The sequence below is a fragment of the Pseudoalteromonas phenolica genome (genome assembly GCF_005886345.1).
In the GTDB taxonomy this organism is placed as follows: domain Bacteria; phylum Pseudomonadota; class Gammaproteobacteria; order Enterobacterales; family Alteromonadaceae; genus Pseudoalteromonas; species Pseudoalteromonas phenolica_A.
In genome coordinates this window covers 1-16,345 of sequence record NZ_PNEC01000001.1, presented here as the reverse complement: position 1 = coordinate 16,345, position 16,345 = coordinate 1, and the positions used below count along the sequence as shown (strand labels likewise).

The window sequence follows — 16,345 nt, the reverse complement described above, 5'->3', positions numbered from 1 at the left end:
GTAATGCCACAGATTATTTTCTTACCCCATGAAGAGCTTTGCCCAGAAGGCGCGGCAATTGAAGCAAAAACAGGTCAAACTGTACTGGATGTCGCTTTAAAGAATGGTATTTCAATTCCTCATGCCTGTGAAAAGTCATGTGCGTGTACAACCTGTCACGTGGTGATCCGTGAAGGTTTTGACTCGTTAGAAGAAAGTGACGAGTTAGAAGATGATATGCTAGATAAAGCATGGGGTTTAGAGCCAGAATCTCGTCTAGGTTGTCAGGCAATTATTAACGATGAAGATTTGGTTGTAGAAATTCCAAAATACAACCTGAACATTGTGAATGAAGACCACTAATCGATTTTGATTATGAAAAACCCGTAGTCTTTACTACGGGTTTTTTGTTTAAGGAGATAAAACATGTATTGGCATAAGGCGTTAAATAGCTCACTTATTAATGGCAAGTTGTATCAAGGTAGCGATACTTTCACCGTAAATAACCCAGCTAACGAGCAGTTAATTGAAACACTTTCATCGGTTGATATGGCAGGCTGTAAGCAGGCATTAGATGCTGCCATTACATGTTTTGAAGCGCTAAAAACAACAACTGCTAAACAGCGTAGCGATGTGTTATTAAAATGGCATAGTTTGATCTTAGAGCATAAGCAGGCATTGGCTGAAATTGTCACCCTTGAACAAGGCAAGGTTTTAAAAGAATCTTTGGCAGAAGTTGATTACGCTGCGGGTTTTGTTAAATGGTTTGCTGATGAAGCACTACGAAGTTATGGCGAAGTTATTCCGGCTAATAGTCCAACTCAACAGCTGACTGTCATTAAGCAGGGGATAGGCGTGGTATTTGGCATTACACCGTGGAATTTCCCTCTTGCCATGATCACCCGAAAAGTCGCGCCGGCTTATGCTGCGGGTTGTAGTTTTATCCTCAAGCCATCTGAATATACACCATTAAGTGCATTGGCGCTGTGCCAGCTTGGATTGCAAGCGGGTATGGAAGTGGGTGCTTTTCAAACCTTAGTCACAGAAGATGCTGCACAGGTTGGTGCGTTTTTCTGCGAACACAAGCAAGTTAGAAAAATTACGTTTACCGGTTCAACACGAGTCGGGCAAATTTTGTTATCACAAAGCGCCCAGTCAATTAAGCGAGCTTCTCTTGAGCTCGGTGGTAATGCGCCTTTTATGGTATTTGAAAGTGCTGATATTAAAAAAGCAGTGCAAGGGTTGATGGTGGCCAAATTTAGAAATGCGGGTCAAACTTGCGTGGCAGCCAATCGAGTCTTAGTACAAAACACGCGTTTAGGTGAATTCTTAGCAGAATTAAAGCTGCAAACTGCTAGTTTAAAAGTGGCTGATGGCTTTACTGAAGACGCCGATTTAGGCCCATTGATTAACGCACAAGCGAAACAAAAAGCACAAAACCTAGTTGAAGATGCCACCTTGAAAGGTGCCAAGATTGTCTACCAAGGTGAAGAAAAAGCGAGGCAGTTTATGGCGCCTATTATTCTGACCGAGGTAAAGCAAAGTATGGAGATAAGCCGCAGTGAAATCTTCGCGCCTGTGGTCGCTATTCAAACTTTTGAAGATGAAGCTCAGGCACTTACTATGGCTAACTCGGTTGATGAAGGCTTAGCTGCGTATTTTTATTCGCAAGACATGGGACAAGTTCAGCGTGTAGCGAGAAATCTAGAATATGGCATGGTGGGTATTAACGAAGCACTCATCTCAAACCCAGTCGCGCCATTTGGCGGGATGAAAGCATCAGGTCTTGGTCGAGAAGGGGCAAAGCAAGGGCTTGAGGAATACCAAGAAGTTAAATATCTCTGCCAAAGCTATTGAACCAAAATAATTCTGGTGAGAATGTGTTGGTGTTCTCACTTGTACCACTAATGTGTATACAATTTTTCGCTGATTATCTAACTTAAAGCTGGTACACTCTTGCGCCTGTTAATTTTTGGTCAACAATTTTAAATGGCAACAGAGCAAAATAATTTAACGCTTGTGGTGCTAGCCGGTGGGCTTGGTAGTCGATTTGGTGGTAACAAACAAATTACCCCTCTGCCCAAACTTGAGCGCACTATTATGGAACTGAGCATTGAAGATGCATTCAATGCTGGTATCAAGCAAGCGGTATTAATCATTAATAAAGCCGTTCGTGCAGAATTAGAGCAAGTAATCCTACCGCGACTACCGAATGCGATGAAAGTTATTTTGGTTGAGCAAAGTATTGATATGCTGCCCTCTGAGTTTAAGCATTTAGCCGAGCATCGCACTAAGCCTTGGGGCACAGGGCACGCATTATTATGTGCAAAGCCTTATGTGGCTGGCCCTGCTGTTATTATTACTGCTGACGACTATTATGGACCAAATGCCTATAAACAAATGGTAGAGCACTTCAGTCAATCGCAAGATGCTAGCAGTATGGCTATGGTTGCCTTCCCTATTGAAAAAACGCTCTCTGAGCAAGGGGGAGTAAACCGAGGTATTTGTGAAGTCGAGCAACAATCACTTAAGCGCGTGACTGAAACCTTAAATATTCATCAAACAGAATATGGTTTGGTGGGAGAAATTGAGGGCAAATTACAATCACTAGACAGCCATAGCCTAGCTTCTATGACTTTTTGGGGTATTACACCCATCTTGATGGCTAAACTTGAAAATGATTTTAAAAAATTCCTAGAAGCTTATGACAGCGATGTCAAGAAAGAGTACTATTTACCTAATTGCATCCAAACCTGTATAGAAAACGATCTTGTTTCGGTGAGTGTTTATTCAGCAGTTGATTTTTGGTTTGGTGTCACATTTAAAAAAGAATTAGAAAGCGTAGCAGGAAAAATTTATGAACATCGTCAAGGATGAGCAAATTACCACGCCTTTTTCACCAGCACCTGAGGTTACTATGACTAACACTGCGATAGCTGAGTATTTGTCGCAACAATTCGGTTTAGATCAAGAAACAGCCACAATGAAACCCATTGGTAGTGGTCATATTAATACCACAATGTTGTTAACAAATGAGCAGCACTCAGTGGTAGTACAAAAGCTGAACACTGATGTTTTTCCGAATCCAGAGCATTTGGTAGCAAATGCCAGAGCCATTGAACAGCATTTAACGAAAAAAGCTGAAAGTAATGCTTACGACTTAAAGATTATTAAACATTTACCAACTACATCAGGTAGTTTTTTAGTCAAAATAAACGGTGAAGTATGGCGTGCTCTAGAGTTTATTGGTAAGAGTTACAGCGAAGACGTGGTGAGTTGTCCTGAAAAGGCGCAAACAGCTGCCAATGCATTCGGACAATTTGCACAAGCGTTGTCAGACTTTGATGCACAAGTACTGCATCATGTTATTCCTGACTTTCATAACCTAGCGATGCGAATTGCTGCGTTTAATGACAAACTTGAAGCAGATAGCCAAAATAGAGCTGAAAAATGCCAAGAGGAAATTGCGTTTTGCCAAGCGCAATTTGGTCTTGCAGATGAGCTAGAATCTATCTATGGCAGCATTCCACTTAGACCGTGTCACAATGACACTAAAATCAATAACATGCTGTTCTGTAAAGAAACCGATGGCGCACGTTCAGTGATTGATCTTGATACATGTATGCCAGGTTATTGGCTGTTTGATTTTGGTGATATGGTGCGTACCTTCTGCTCACCTGAAGAAGAAGATTCAACAAACCTTGATAATGTGCGAGTACGAGAAGAGATTTTTGCTGCTTTAGTTAAAGGTTATGTTGCACCATTAGAAAATGAGCTTACACCAGAAGAAAAGCAAAGCTTTTTACTGGGAGCGAAAGTAATGCCATTTATGATTGGTCTTCGTTTCTTAACCGATTACTTAGATGGTGATAATTACTTTGCGACTAAGCACAGTGAGCATAATCTCCAAAGAGCGAAAAATCAGTTCAAGTTATATCAAGATGTAGTTGCAAAAGAAGCCTTGCTTGAAAAATTAATACACAGCTAAATTGATTAGTTAAAACATATAGACATATAAAAAGCGCCATAGGCGCTTTTTTTGTGCCAAAACAAAATAGGAAAATATATTGGTCGCAACTGAATGACAGCGCTTTACTTATTGGTTAGGGTGAGATTGTTACAAAGAGGAAAAATAATAATGAAACAATTAAATAGACGCGACTTTCTTAAAGCGGCTGGTGTTGCCGCTGCTGCTAGTGTCGCTGCGGGGTGTGCGCAAACATCAAATTCAAGCACAGCATTTGTACCGACTCAGAAAGGTAAATCGGTTATTGGTCTTATCGCACCAAAAATGGACGTAGTCAGAGTCGGGTTTATCGGTGTTGGTCAGCGAGGTTATGGTCATGTTCGCCGCATGAGCCATATTGAAGGTGCTGAAATTGTCGCAATTTGTGATACTCATGATGAGGTTTTGGAACGTTCTGCCAATTACCTTGCTGAGCGAGGCTTAAAAAAACCAGCATTGTACCGAGGTGCGGATTTAGCCTATCAAGATATGCTAGCCCGTGATGATATTGATATTGTGATCATCTCAACGCCTTGGAAGTGGCATGCGCCAATGGCCATTGACACCATGAACAGTGGCAAGCATGCATTTGTTGAAGTGCCTTTGGCCCTCACAGTCGAAGAGATGTGGGATATTGTCGATACCGCAGAGCGCACTCAGAAAAACTGTATGATGATGGAAAACGTCAACTATGGTCGTGATGAGTTGATGGTGCTTAATATGGTTCGTCAGGGGCTATTCGGTGAATTACTGCACGGTGAAGCTGCTTATATTCATGAACTACGTTGGCAAATGAAAGAAATCGAGCATAAAACGGGTTCTTGGCGAACGGGTTGGCATGCAAAGCGTGATGGTAACTTGTATCCAACACATGGGCTAGGTCCGGTTTCTCAGTACATGAATATCAACCGTGGAGACCGTTTTGATTATTTAACGTCAATGAGCTCTCCGGCATTGGGTCGAGCCGCTTACGCTCAGCGTGAATTTCCAGCCGATCATCAGCGTAATCAATTGAATTATATTGCCGGTGATATGAATACAACTATGATCAAAACCGTTAAAGGTCGTTCCATCATGGTACAACACGATACAACGACGCCAAGACCTTATTCTCGTCATAACCTGATCCAAGGCACAAATGGGGTATTTGCTGGCTTCCCAAATCGTATCGCACTCGAAAAAGGTGGCAACATAGGTAACTACCACGAGTGGGAGCATGACATGACCCCTTGGTATGATAAATATGATCATCCACTTTGGATGAAAATGGGTGCAGAGGCAGAGCGCAATGGCGGCCATGGTGGTATGGACTTCTTAATGTTCTGGCGCATGATTTATTGTTTACGCAACGGTGAAGCGCTAGATCAAGATGTCTATGATGGTGCAGCTTGGTCGGTGATCTCACCACTTTCAGCTCAGTCAGTCGCGAACCGCAGTGAATCTATTAGTATTCCAGACTTTACCCGAGGTGCATGGAAAAATGCCACGCCATTAGGTATTGTGGGTAGTTAATGACTTTAAGCGCGCGATGAGCGCGCTTTTTTGATTGTTGAGGTGAAAATATATGACAAGGTGCTTTGCTATTTTCATTGGTTTGCTTTTAGTTGGTTGTAAAAGCCCACTTGAACAAAATAATGCGCTCACTATAAAACCTCAAGTTGAACAATTTATATCAATCTATCAGGCCAGAGTTGATTTTGATGCATTTTTAAAGTTATATGCAGATTCTGCACAATTAGAAGATTTAGTATATGGTCATCATGCACAAGGAAAATCAGAAATCGCTGCATTTTATAATTGGAATGATGGTAATTTTAAAGTAATAGATGATTTAAAGACCTTCAAAGTAGAACACTTGATTATTGATGAACAACAGCGGCAAGCCGTTATAACAGGGCACTTCAATGAATTTATTTACCATGAACAACAAATGGGACCTTGGCGATTTGTTATGACGCTTCAATTTAATGAGAAAGGGCTCATTACGCACCAGCAAGACTGGATCAATTACACGCCTAAAGCGGATTTTATGATGGGTAAAAACCTCAATAAAACTATTCCTTAAAAAATCTCAGAGGCTAAAATAGGTAAAACACTTCTATTATGGATTTCAAAATGCAGCTATCTGTAGAAATTAGCAAATACCCACTTCACTCAGACTATATCCCTTTTATCAAAGCCTTTATTGAGCGCTTAAATACACATCCAGAGCTTAAAGTGTTAACCAATACTATGTCGACGCAAGTATTTGGTGAATATGACCTCGTTATGTCGGTACTACAACAAGAAATGAAACACTCGTTTGAAGAGTTTGGGAAGATAGTCTTTGTGTGTAAGTTCATTTCTGGAGATTTATCGCCGCAATGATTGAATTTCTAAGCGCCACATTTTCCGGTTTTACTGCTATGTCTGGCTGGGAGTACATCGCAGTCATACTTTCTCTGGCTTATGTCTTTTTGGCTGTGAAAGAGAATCAATGGTGCTGGCCTGCGGCTTTTCTTAGTACGTTTATTTATACCATTATGTATTGGAATGGTGCGTTGTTGATGGAATCCGCATTAAATGTGTATTACATGGTAATGGCGGTAGTGGGTTGGTATATGTGGCAACAAGGCAAGCAGCCTGATTCAGTCGCCCCTATTATTTCTTGGCCATTGTTAAGACATATTTACATCATCATTGTCACCGCTTTAACGGCAACAGGTATCGGCTTTGTGATGGACAATTATACCCATGCTGATTTTGCGTATCTTGATAGTTTTACAACCTGTTTTGCTGTGATGACAACGTATTTAGTGGCTAAAAAGGTATTAGAGAACTGGCTTTATTGGATCATCATTAATGCCGCATCTATGTACCTGTTCTTTGTGAAAGGGTATTACCCGACATTTGTACTTTATGTGTTTTACACGGTGATAGCCTGTTGGGGCTACAAGCGTTGGTACGAAGAACACGAACAAAGAAACGGCTTACCACTTGCGAGCCTTTAATTTTCAGAACTTGCATGGAGCAGTAAAAGGCTTCGTAGCTGAGTCTTTCCCTTGCAGTCAAGTCAAAGCGTGTTATCAAATCACAGCAGGGTTGAGTAATCATAACTATTTACTAGTTGTGGAACAGAGTAAATATTTGCTTAAGCTCTATCAAAAAGACATGCCGATACCCAGTCTTACTTTTCAAGGCTTTTTGGCGGCAACAATGCCCAATATTCAAGATGTTATTCGCTGGGATGCGGCCCTTAAAGTCGCGTTATTTACTTATGTTGATGAAGCGGTAGCAGGCATAGATAAAAAACGCCTATGTAATTTGGTGGAGACAATCGCTTTAGTACATAAACAGCCATCGGTTAATTTATCTGTCTCGCTTGATTTAAAACAAGCACTGTCTGATTTAAGCCTTACTTTTAAACAACGTACTCATTCAGAGCTAAGGTACTGCCTACACTTACTTGAGAGTTACCCAAAGGAACTTGGCTGTTGCCATAATGACTTGGTCAGAGAGAATCTGATCCCGACAGAAGATGGAGTAATTGTTATCGATTTTGAATATGCAGCTATTGGAGATGTATATTTTGACTTAGCGGCAGTTGCAACGAGCTTTTGGATGAATGATGAAGACATAGTTCGGATGCTGGCAATTTACTATGACCAAATGGGCTTAAAAGTACCTGATTATGCAGTGGAGAAGTTAAGAGGTTTTAGAGTTGCTTATCTATTGTTGTGTATCTCTTGGTATGAAGAGCGTGGTGAAGCAGAAAAAGCTGCCTCACTCTTATCGCTATTAGATGAGCTAAATGCGACTTAGATACCGCCTAATCGTTTAGCTAACTCTTTGTACTTTTCAACATCAGTTTGATCAAAAACCGGATCACCTTGTGCATCTTCACCTTTGGCAATTAATAAGTTTTCTCGAGCAAGTCTTTTTACTCTTTCCACTTTTACCTCTAAAAACTCAGCAACTTGCTGTGTGGTCATTTGACTCATAGTAAATTCCTCTCGATGTGTGTAAATTTTTATTATTGTTTTAACCGCACTATACGGCATAAATTGTTAATAAAACGTAGTAATTTCTGTCTATGATACTGGTAAATCAAAACCTAAGCATAGTCAAAAATGTATAAATTCGCTAAAAAGCATGAATATTTTCGTTTTTAGTTTGTTATTTAAGCAGCTGAAAGTGAAATGCTAGTATTTAATGGGGAATGACATTAATATACATGTCGTTCGTGTGCTCTCGTGGTGAAATGGATATCACGTAGCTCTCCGGAAGCTGAGTTGCAGGTTCGATCCCTGCCGAGAGCGCCATGAGCTTTTATCAAACCTAATGCTAGAAGCGGTTTTTCACTGTAAATAACCACTGTATACTGTCTATATTATCTTCTCTATTAATCGGCGCCGCGACATCTAAATGTAAAACTGTCCCTGCATTGGCCCTACTTGGTGCAAACCTTAGCCCAAAGCCTACATTTTTTAATAACGAGTTGTCTGTCTCTATTTGAGTTTTTCCTGTAACTTTTCCCATATCAAAAAACAGTGCGCCACCGACCTTGAATAATTGCAGTAGGTCATACTCCCAGTAATAACGCTTTTCTATGTTTATTAACGCGCTTCGACTTCCTTGCTGGTAGTTGAGGGGGTAACCACGTAATCCTGTTTCACCACCTAATACTAACTGATTGTCAGCAGTTAACCCTTTGGCATAAGTAAGTGAAAGGTTGGCAAACCATGACTGCTGGATACTGGTATTTAAGTAATATTGAATATTGACTGCACTGACAAAATTTCTAGCTTGGTTTTGCTCTGTATTCCATTCACCTTGTATATTTGAGCTAAAGCGCCATAGGCTATTTTCAGTTGTGAAGAGTGCTCTGCTGGCTGAAAACTGATAAATTAGATGACTGTCATCATCGGCCCAGTTTTTTGATGAATATCCCAGTTTCGCTTGAATATTCCAACCTAAGTTTAAATCTTCTGTTCTGTAAATGGAGTCAAAGTTTCGTACTTTTATATAATCTGACTGCAGCCATTGTCCTTTAATATATGGATAGCTTGTATCACGGTCATCAGCGATAGGTAGATTTGAATAAACCGTTGGGGCAAAAGAATGAATTTCTTGATGTAACCCGACACTGAATCGATTAATCCATTGCTTTGGAGCTTGCACGGCAAAACCGTAATAGAGATCTCTTATCTCAGAATCTTGAATAAACTCAGAGATTACTTCATTACGGGAATAAATCGACTCTACCCGTTTATTCGCATAATTATAAAACCCATAGCTATATTTGGTCTTTATTGAGTAGAAGGGTAAATAAGCCCCTAAATAATGCCTTTCACCATCAGAGTTGTCAGCATATTCAATTCTTCCTCGATAGCGACTTGATAAGATAGCAGGGTCATCATAAACAAATAGGTAGCCATTTCTGTCTTTATCTTCTGTGGCTGTAAAAGATAATCGCTTTCCATAACCAAGCAGGTTACTTTCTCTAAACCCGATCCGAGAGGTGTTTTCGCCACCGCTTCGACTAAAACTTATATCAGGCAATAGTGTCCAGAGATCTCTCGTTACAACCGTGACATGCACTTCGTCGTGACAGTTTTCTTCAGCATAAATACGGGCATCATATAAATAGTTTTGTTGTCTCAGTAAACGCTCTGACTCTTCTAGATCTTTTATATTATATTGAGAGCCTTGACTGAATAATAAAGTACTTAAAATAACATCGGGCTCGGTGGTAATGTGTGCGCGATTAGCAAAGCGAAATAAGAAATTATTTTCTTCAGGCAAGCTTGTATCAAACACATTCAACTGCTTTAAAGATATTTTGGTAATGCGTTTATTATTGCTTTCTTTCGGGTATGTTTGTTGGGTATCCAGTTTACGTTTTAAGTTTAGGTCGTCTTGACTGGCTTGGCGCTGGTTACTACAGCTATTTGCTTGAGAATCAAACGGAGCGCTAGTTGCCAATAGCTCAGGGCTATAGCAAAGTACCGGAAACAAGAATAAAATTGCCTGAGAATATCTTGCTACCACGTCCTTTACTCCTACTTTTAATCCTCTTTTATATCATTATATTAAGCAGAAAAGTTAAGGGCTGTCTAATTATTATGATAAAGAAGATTGGAGTGTTTTTTGCAATTGCTCAAGCTGTGATTCAGCTTCAATTCCTTCAGCATTAATCCAAAGGCTCTCACTATAATGCTCAAAGTTGAGATTAAAATTAAAATTTTTCCAACAAAAGCGGATTTGATGGCGATCTGCGCCCTCTGACGTTTCTAATATTGAAATTGTTTCCTGCGACAAAAAAATTTCACCCCAGAAGGTAAATTCGTCTGCGTCAGGAAAGCACACAGGAATGATCTGTAAAAAGTTAAATTCTGCATTGAGAGTTATTTTTGTCATGTTAGCTCGCTGCTAGATAATTTCGGATGAGTTGCATAAATGGTGCGCCATATTTAGTAAGTTTGCTAAAGCCTACCCCTGAGATATTTAAAAACTCTGCATCATCAGTTGGCATCTTTTGCGCCATTTCAGCTAAAGTCTTATCATTGAATACTACATAAGGTGGTACATCATCGGCATCGGCTAATTCTTTGCGCAAACTTCGCAGTTTAGCAAATAGCTTTTTATCGTAATTAAATTGTGCCAGCTTATCTTGATATACATGCTTAGCTTGCAACCTAGGCTCTGCAAGTTGCAATTCATACTCTCTTCGTAAAACCGCTCTGGCAGCCTCGGTTAATTTCAGGCTTGCTCCTTGGGTTATATCTTGTGCAAGTAGTCCATGGTGGACAAGTTGGCGCAATATACTGAGCCAATATTCAACACTGTGGTTTTTGCCAATTCCATAGGTGCTTAACTCATGGTGTCCGTTATCACGTATCCGGCTGGTGTTTGCACCTCTGAGTAAATCTACGATATACCCTAAACCAAAGCGCTGTTGAGCTCGATACACACATGAAAGAGCTTGTTGAGCGACTAAAGTACCATCAAAGCGTTTAGGTGGATTAAGGCAAATATCACAGTTACCACAAGGCTCTCTCTGATACTCACTAAAGTAATTAAGTAAAATTTGACGGCGACAAGTTTGTGCTTCTGCAAAGTTGGCCATGGCCTGAAAGCGTTGCTCTTCTACTTTACGCCTTGATTCATCAGCAATATCTTCAAAAAAACGCTTTACTCGGCCAATGTCAGCAGGATCAAAATACATGATGGCTTCTGCGGCAAGCCCATCCCGTCCTGCTCGGCCTGTTTCTTGGTAGTAAGCCTCTATGCTTTTGGGAATGTCATAATGCAGAACAAATCGTACGTTTAATTTATTGATCCCCATGCCAAATGCCACAGTCGCGACAACAATATTAATGTCATCTCTTGCGAATGCTTTTTGCACAAATTGACGTTGTTCATTACTCATGCCAGCATGATAAGCGGCAACATTAAAGCCTGCTTCAGCGAGTTTTTCAGATATATCGTCAACACGCTTACGACTGGTGCAATAAATAATGCCACTTTGACCTTTCTGTTCTCGCAAATAACGCATTAACTGAGAAAGAGGTTTGAATTTTTCTTCAATGGTGTAGCGAATATTTGGCCTGTCAAAGCTGCCAGTGTGGATATAAGGTGTATTTAATCCAAGCTGGTGAGCAATATCATGGCGTGTCGCGATATCAGCGGTGGCGGTCAGTGCCATTATAGGGCTGTGGGGAAAGTGTTGCTTTAACTCACTTAAGCGTCGGTAATGTGGTCTAAAGTCATGACCCCAATGTGATACGCAATGGGCTTCGTCGATGGCAAAAAAGCTAATGTGTAAGCTTTTCATCCTTTGGATAAAGTCATATTGCAAGGCTTTTTCGGGAGCAACATATAAGAGTTTGAGTTGCCCTTGTGCAAGCTGAGTAAAAATCTCATTTTGCTGCTCAAAAGCTACGGTATTATTAATGTATGCAGCACTAACACCGATGGCTCGCAATTGTGAAACTTGATCTTCCATTAATGAAATAAGTGGAGAAATGACAATCGTCACACCTGAGAATAACAAAGCAGGAATTTGATAGCATAATGACTTACCCCCACCAGTTGGTAGAAGTACCAAAGTGTCTTGGCCATTTAACGCCGCATTAATCACTGCTTCTTGGCCAACCCTAAATTCGCTATAGCCGAAAGTGTCAGCTAATGCTTGCTTTGCCAGTGTTGCGTATTCAGATGTATCGTCAGGTTTCATGGCCGGCATTTTAGTGGCTTTTGAGCTGCTTGTCTGTAAATTTATTTGCGCTGATGTGGCAGGGAGTTTACAAGCGTTGTAACAGTTATCTTGCTAAGTACCTCTCTTCTAGCTATTTGCATCGAACTTCGCAAGGTATAATGTCTTTTTACTTACAGAGTTGTGCTAATGCTAAAAAATCAAACCCAACAGGGTTATCTGTATGCTGTCTTAGCATTTTTAATGTGGGGCATGGCGCCTATCTATTTTAAGCAAATTGAAACTATTTCTGCGTTAGAAATTCTGACGCACCGGATAATTTGGTCTGTACTATTTTTAGTGCTTATTTTAGTTGCAGCAAAACAATGGCATCACATACAGCACATAGTTAAAAAACCTAAACTACTTGGCTTACTTTGCGTGAGCTCTACTTTATTGGGCTTTAACTGGGGGTTATTTATTTGGGCTGTAAATAATGATCATATGCTTGATGCGAGTTTAGGTTATTACATCAATCCATTGCTCAATGTTTTGTTAGGCGTTATTTTTCTGTCTGAGCGATTACGAAAATGGCAGATCATTGCAGTTGGAATTGCTTCTTTAGGGGTTTTAATGCAAGTGGCCGCGTATGGCTCTTTTCCTGTTGTAGCCTTCGCTTTGGCTGGCTCTTTTGCTATTTACGGTCTTTTACGTAAGAAAATGCCCGTTGAGTCATTACCCGGTTTACTAATTGAAGCTCTGATTTTAATGCCATTTGCGATTTTGTATTGGTATGTCACACCTGCAACAGCCAGTACCGATATGTTCAATAATGAAACAGCTTTGAATCTCTTATTGGTCAGTGCAGGTGTTGTTACTACGCTCCCTTTGCTGTGCTTTATTGGCGCAGCGAAGCGTTTACCTTACTCTACGTTGGGATTATTTCAGTATTTAGGTCCAAGCATTATGTTTACTTTAGCGGTCACTTTATATGATGAAGGGTTTACAATTGAAAGAGCGATCACGTTTGCCTGTATTTGGGGTGCGCTTGCTTTATACAGTTGGGATAGCTTGAGAGTAGCGAGGAAAAATTAACTTATCCAAATGGCATGCTCAATGAGCTTGGAGCATGCCATTTAAATATCAACGGCAGACTATTTTATTTCTACCTGATTGTTTTGCATCATAGAGTTTAATGTCTGCTTCTTTTATTAAGCTATCGACGTTTGAACTACAGGTAAAACAAAAACCAATAGACACGGTGAAGTGAATATTGTGCTCAGTTAAACCAGCACTATGTTCGTCAAGATAGCGTCTAAATTTTTCTAACAGTTTTAAGCTCTCTTCAGGAGTCTCATTTTCAAAATATATCGCAAACTCTTCTCCACCAAGTCTTGCTGTAAGTTGCCCGACAAAATGAGCCTCAAACGCTTGTGCCAGAGCTTTTAAAACATCATCTCCAGCATCGTGTCCATAATTGTCATTAATTGACTTGAAGTGATCAACATCAATCATTGCTAAACCAGCTTTAGCTTCTCTTGCAGCTTTGCGCATTAAAGATTTATTGGTAAACTCGAAAAAATAACGCCTATTGGGAAGACCTGTAAGATAGTCAGAGTTTGCTTGGCGCTTAATTGTGGCGATATACTCTAACATATCGACGTTTTGACTTAATCGGCAGTAAAACTCTTCAGCGTTGAAGGGCTTTCTGAGGTAATCGTTTGCACCTCTTTTAATAAAGCGAGCTGATAGGTGTAATGCATTTGAGCTAGAAATCCCAATGATGGCTTTTTCATCATTTGAATATTGCAATCTTATTTCACTACATAAGTCTTCACCATTCATATTAGGCATTTCGTTGTCAGTAATGATCACTGAAATATCAGGGTTTTCTTTTAAAACCTCTAATGCTTCTAATCCATCAGATGCTTCTAAAACGTTATATTTGTGTCTAGCTAAAAGTGAGCTAACGTAGTTGCGAGTTTGCTTTGAATCATCAACAACCAATACTTTAACAAATTCGTTTCTAGGCAGTCTAATCAGTTGTTTTTTCAAGTATTGATAAGCTTGTTTGTTCTCTTTGGTGACATAATCAATAATGGGATACTTTTCGACAGTTTCTTTGGTTTGATTATCGAGGTTGCCTGTCATTACGATAGTTGGAATATCAGAGTTAACAGTAAAATGAATAGCTTCGCCATTTGGCGCATCAGGTAATATAAAGTCAACGATTGCACAAAAGTAAGTATTATTTGCGAGAAAGGCTTTGGTTTCAGCTAACGAGGTAGCTAAATCTGCTTCATAACCTGCAGATATTGCAATATGTTTTTGAACCCTAGCTATAGTGGGGGTGTCTTCAACTATAAGGATACGACGTGTCACTCAATACTCGCTCAGAAATTTTTTCTTACTTTAACATTTAACCTTAACTCAAATAAAAAGCAATTCAATGAAACATACATTAAAAAATTGCTTAGAATATCTAAATAGAATTACGTATTTACGCATTTACTCTTCTATAATTATCCAACGAAACATAACTTTATGACTTTTTTGCTGCAGTTTTTTTTCAGTTATTTGATATTAATATTTTGTGTGTAATATTTCTGTCATTAAGTGCTGAGAAAATAGCGTCGTTTTGAATTATCATGTGTTGCGATATTGAGGAAAATTACATGAAACTAGTTAAATCAACACTTCTTTTAGCGGTTCTAGGTGCGCTTTCTGCAAATGCTCATGCAGATGTTAAAGTATACGGTAAAGCTAACGTGTCAGTGCAATCAAGTGATGAAGGCGCAGGAAGTGCGACAGAGATCAAAAGCAATGCGTCACGCTTTGGTTTTAAAGGGTCAGAAAAACTAGACGGTGGTTTAGAAGTTGTTTACAAGCTTGAGTTCCAAGTTGATGTGTCAGATGCTGATTCAAAAAGTGATAAAGACAATATCACAGCAAGAAGTCAGTATGTTGGATTAAAAGGCAGTTTCGGTGAAGTAGTGATTGGCCGTAACGATACTGCTTTTAAACTTTCACAAGGTAAAGTAGACCAGTTTAATGATTTAGAAGCTGATGTTAAAAACCTGTTTAAAGGTGAAAACCGCCTTGGCGATACGATTTCTTATAAGTCAGCAAGCTTTAATGGCTTCAAAGTATTAGCAACTTTCATTGCTGAAGACTCAACAGATGGCGAAAATGGCTACTCTGGGGCAATCACGTATGGTGATTCAAAGCTGAAAAAGTCTAAGTATTATGTTGCTGTAGCGGGTGATAGTGAAGTAAAAGGTTATGACGCTTTACGTGTAACAGGTCAATTTAAAGCAACTGACGCACTTAAATTAGGTGCTATGTATCAGAAACAAGAAAAGGTAGAAGGTACAGGCACTGCTGAGGGCTTCCTATTAAATGCTGCATATGGCTTTGGTAAAAACACCTTTAAAGTGCAATATCAAACAATCGACTTTGATGCAGTAGGTTCAAAAGATGTAGACGGCTTTAGTGTTGGTATTGATCACAAACTGAATAAATCAACCAAACTATATGGCTTCTACTCAACAGTTGATGAAGACAAGGGTACAGAAGAAGATTACTTAGGTCTTGGTATTGAATATAAATTCTAATATTCATGCTTTAGATATTTTATAAAGCAGGCCCAGGCCTGCTTTTTTTGTTTTTGGGGGCTAAAATAGAAATTTCTGTATGAAATTTAAACAAAAAGCGGTGTCTCTAGTGTTTTTTGTTTTCTTTTTGAGCATTTGAGCATGTTTCTTAAAATTAATTGAAAAAAGAGGTTGCGCACTTTTAAATTCTCCCTATAATGCGCATCCACTGACACGGAGCGAGGCGCTGAAAAGCAAATCAAAACGATGTCGAGTCAAATAAAACTTAGCTTTAAACTTTCTCTTAAGAAAAACATTAAAATTAAGTGTTGACACAAAAAGTGAAGTCGTTATTATTTCGCTCCACTTCGCAGCAACGCTGCAGTAACTCATAGAGTTACACCCGGGTAACCGGAATGTTCTTTAAAAATATGAAGCAATCATCTGTGTGGGCACTCGTACAGATTGAGTTCTAACAGCTCTTGATTCAGGAGCAATAAATTTAGAGTCTCAATTTCTTATGAGTGACTATATAGTCAATTTATACAGAATTCATTGAGCACGAATCTCCGGATTCAAAAAACTTTTAAT

General features: G+C 39.6%; 16 protein-coding genes and 1 tRNA gene. 12 read left to right on the top strand and 5 right to left on the bottom strand.

Going from position 1 to position 16,345, the window contains the following annotated elements; genetic code table 11:
- The first annotated feature begins 3 nt into the window (after positions 1-3).
- The 9 genes from fdx to CWB72_RS00045 all read left to right on the top strand — a co-directional run bounded on the left by fdx (position 4) and on the right by CWB72_RS00045 (position 7,786).
- The gene (fdx, locus tag CWB72_RS00085; protein WP_058031045.1) at positions 4-342 is read left to right on the top strand and encodes an ISC system 2Fe-2S type ferredoxin; all 339 of its coding nucleotides are present in this window, start codon (positions 4-6) and stop codon (positions 340-342) included.
- Positions 343-405: 63 nt separating this feature from the next.
- Positions 406-1,836: an NAD-dependent succinate-semialdehyde dehydrogenase gene (locus CWB72_RS00080; protein WP_138628342.1), complete on the top strand. Its 1,431-nt coding sequence runs from the start codon at positions 406-408 to the stop codon at positions 1,834-1,836.
- Positions 1,837-1,968: 132 nt separating this feature from the next.
- Positions 1,969-2,856, top strand: coding sequence for a sugar phosphate nucleotidyltransferase (locus CWB72_RS00075; protein WP_138628341.1), 888 nt, complete (start codon positions 1,969-1,971; stop codon positions 2,854-2,856).
- A 40-nt stretch (positions 2,857-2,896) separates the two neighbouring features.
- Positions 2,897-3,967 carry a phosphotransferase enzyme family protein gene (locus CWB72_RS00070; RefSeq protein WP_138628565.1) on the top strand — a complete coding sequence of 357 codons (1,071 nt, stop codon included), beginning with the start codon at positions 2,897-2,899 and terminating at the stop codon, positions 3,965-3,967.
- A 150-nt stretch (positions 3,968-4,117) separates the two neighbouring features.
- Positions 4,118-5,497: a Gfo/Idh/MocA family protein gene (locus tag CWB72_RS00065; RefSeq protein WP_138628339.1), complete on the top strand. Its 1,380-nt coding sequence runs from the start codon at positions 4,118-4,120 to the stop codon at positions 5,495-5,497.
- Positions 5,498-5,549: 52 nt separating this feature from the next.
- Positions 5,550-6,050: a nuclear transport factor 2 family protein gene (locus CWB72_RS00060; protein WP_138628337.1), complete on the top strand. Its 501-nt coding sequence runs from the start codon at positions 5,550-5,552 to the stop codon at positions 6,048-6,050.
- Between the two features lie 50 nt (positions 6,051-6,100).
- Complete coding sequence (locus CWB72_RS00055) at positions 6,101-6,352, top strand: YkoF family thiamine/hydroxymethylpyrimidine-binding protein (protein WP_138628335.1); 252 nt, start codon at positions 6,101-6,103, stop codon at positions 6,350-6,352.
- Positions 6,352-6,975 carry a nicotinamide riboside transporter PnuC gene (gene pnuC / locus CWB72_RS00050; protein ID WP_138628563.1) on the top strand — a complete coding sequence of 208 codons (624 nt, stop codon included), beginning with the start codon at positions 6,352-6,354 and terminating at the stop codon, positions 6,973-6,975. The genes CWB72_RS00055 and pnuC overlap by 1 nt, the downstream gene beginning before the upstream one ends.
- Complete coding sequence (locus CWB72_RS00045; protein WP_138628333.1) at positions 6,962-7,786, top strand: phosphotransferase; 825 nt, start codon at positions 6,962-6,964, stop codon at positions 7,784-7,786. Before pnuC ends, CWB72_RS00045 begins: the two co-directional genes overlap by 14 nt.
- Here CWB72_RS00045 and CWB72_RS00040 read toward each other — a convergent pair.
- Positions 7,783-7,965, bottom strand: a complete 183-nt coding sequence (locus CWB72_RS00040) for a hypothetical protein (protein ID WP_058031038.1) — start codon at positions 7,963-7,965, stop codon at positions 7,783-7,785. The two genes, CWB72_RS00045 and CWB72_RS00040, sit on opposite strands and share 4 nt — an antisense overlap.
- A gap of 246 nt (positions 7,966-8,211) precedes the next feature.
- On the opposite strand from CWB72_RS00040, the gene CWB72_RS00035 reads away from it, so the two are divergent.
- Positions 8,212-8,286, top strand: a tRNA-Arg gene (locus tag CWB72_RS00035).
- 22 nt (positions 8,287-8,308) lie between these two features.
- On the opposite strand, the gene CWB72_RS00030 is transcribed toward CWB72_RS00035, so the two are convergent.
- The 3 genes from CWB72_RS00030 to recQ form a co-directional block, all read right to left on the bottom strand.
- Positions 8,309-9,982, bottom strand: coding sequence for a hypothetical protein (locus CWB72_RS00030; RefSeq protein ID WP_436409837.1), 1,674 nt, complete (start codon positions 9,980-9,982; stop codon positions 8,309-8,311).
- Positions 9,983-10,087: 105 nt separating this feature from the next.
- Positions 10,088-10,384, bottom strand: coding sequence for a DUF3630 family protein (locus CWB72_RS00025; protein ID WP_130254062.1), 297 nt, complete (start codon positions 10,382-10,384; stop codon positions 10,088-10,090).
- Between the two features lies 1 nt (position 10,385).
- The gene (gene recQ / locus CWB72_RS00020) at positions 10,386-12,203 is read right to left on the bottom strand and encodes a DNA helicase RecQ (RefSeq protein ID WP_138628559.1); all 1,818 of its coding nucleotides are present in this window, start codon (positions 12,201-12,203) and stop codon (positions 10,386-10,388) included.
- A 168-nt stretch (positions 12,204-12,371) separates the two neighbouring features.
- On the opposite strand from recQ, the gene rarD reads away from it, so the two are divergent.
- Entirely contained in the window at positions 12,372-13,256 is an 885-nt protein-coding gene (gene rarD, locus CWB72_RS00015; protein ID WP_138628331.1) for an EamA family transporter RarD, read from the top strand.
- A 48-nt stretch (positions 13,257-13,304) separates the two neighbouring features.
- On the opposite strand, the gene CWB72_RS00010 is transcribed toward rarD, so the two are convergent.
- A complete protein-coding gene (locus CWB72_RS00010; RefSeq protein WP_138628329.1) occupies positions 13,305-14,543 on the bottom strand; it encodes a response regulator in 1,239 nt (412 codons plus the stop codon).
- Between the two features lie 293 nt (positions 14,544-14,836).
- Between CWB72_RS00010 and CWB72_RS00005 the strand changes: the two genes are divergently transcribed.
- The gene (locus CWB72_RS00005; protein ID WP_138628327.1) at positions 14,837-15,775 is read left to right on the top strand and encodes a porin; all 939 of its coding nucleotides are present in this window, start codon (positions 14,837-14,839) and stop codon (positions 15,773-15,775) included.
- Positions 15,776-16,345 lie beyond the last annotated feature (570 nt).

Coding starts and splice junctions, on each gene's coding strand:
- CWB72_RS00080 (WP_138628342.1), top strand. CDS start 406: ATGTATTGGCATAAGGCGTTAAATAGCTCACTTATTAATGGCAAGTTG.
- CWB72_RS00060 (WP_138628337.1), top strand. CDS start 5,550: ATGACAAGGTGCTTTGCTATTTTCATTGGTTTGCTTTTAGTTGGTTGT.
- CWB72_RS00055 (WP_138628335.1), top strand. CDS start 6,101: ATGCAGCTATCTGTAGAAATTAGCAAATACCCACTTCACTCAGACTAT.
- rarD (WP_138628331.1), top strand. CDS start 12,372: ATGCTAAAAAATCAAACCCAACAGGGTTATCTGTATGCTGTCTTAGCA.
- CWB72_RS00040 (WP_058031038.1), bottom strand. CDS start 7,965: ATGAGTCAAATGACCACACAGCAAGTTGCTGAGTTTTTAGAGGTAAAA.
- recQ (WP_138628559.1), bottom strand. CDS start 12,203: ATGAAACCTGACGATACATCTGAATACGCAACACTGGCAAAGCAAGCA.
- CWB72_RS00075 (WP_138628341.1), top strand. CDS start 1,969: ATGGCAACAGAGCAAAATAATTTAACGCTTGTGGTGCTAGCCGGTGGG.
- CWB72_RS00005 (WP_138628327.1), top strand. CDS start 14,837: ATGAAACTAGTTAAATCAACACTTCTTTTAGCGGTTCTAGGTGCGCTT.
- fdx (WP_058031045.1), top strand. CDS start 4: ATGCCACAGATTATTTTCTTACCCCATGAAGAGCTTTGCCCAGAAGGC.
- CWB72_RS00025 (WP_130254062.1), bottom strand. CDS start 10,384: ATGACAAAAATAACTCTCAATGCAGAATTTAACTTTTTACAGATCATT.
- CWB72_RS00065 (WP_138628339.1), top strand. CDS start 4,118: ATGAAACAATTAAATAGACGCGACTTTCTTAAAGCGGCTGGTGTTGCC.
- CWB72_RS00070 (WP_138628565.1), top strand. CDS start 2,897: ATGACTAACACTGCGATAGCTGAGTATTTGTCGCAACAATTCGGTTTA.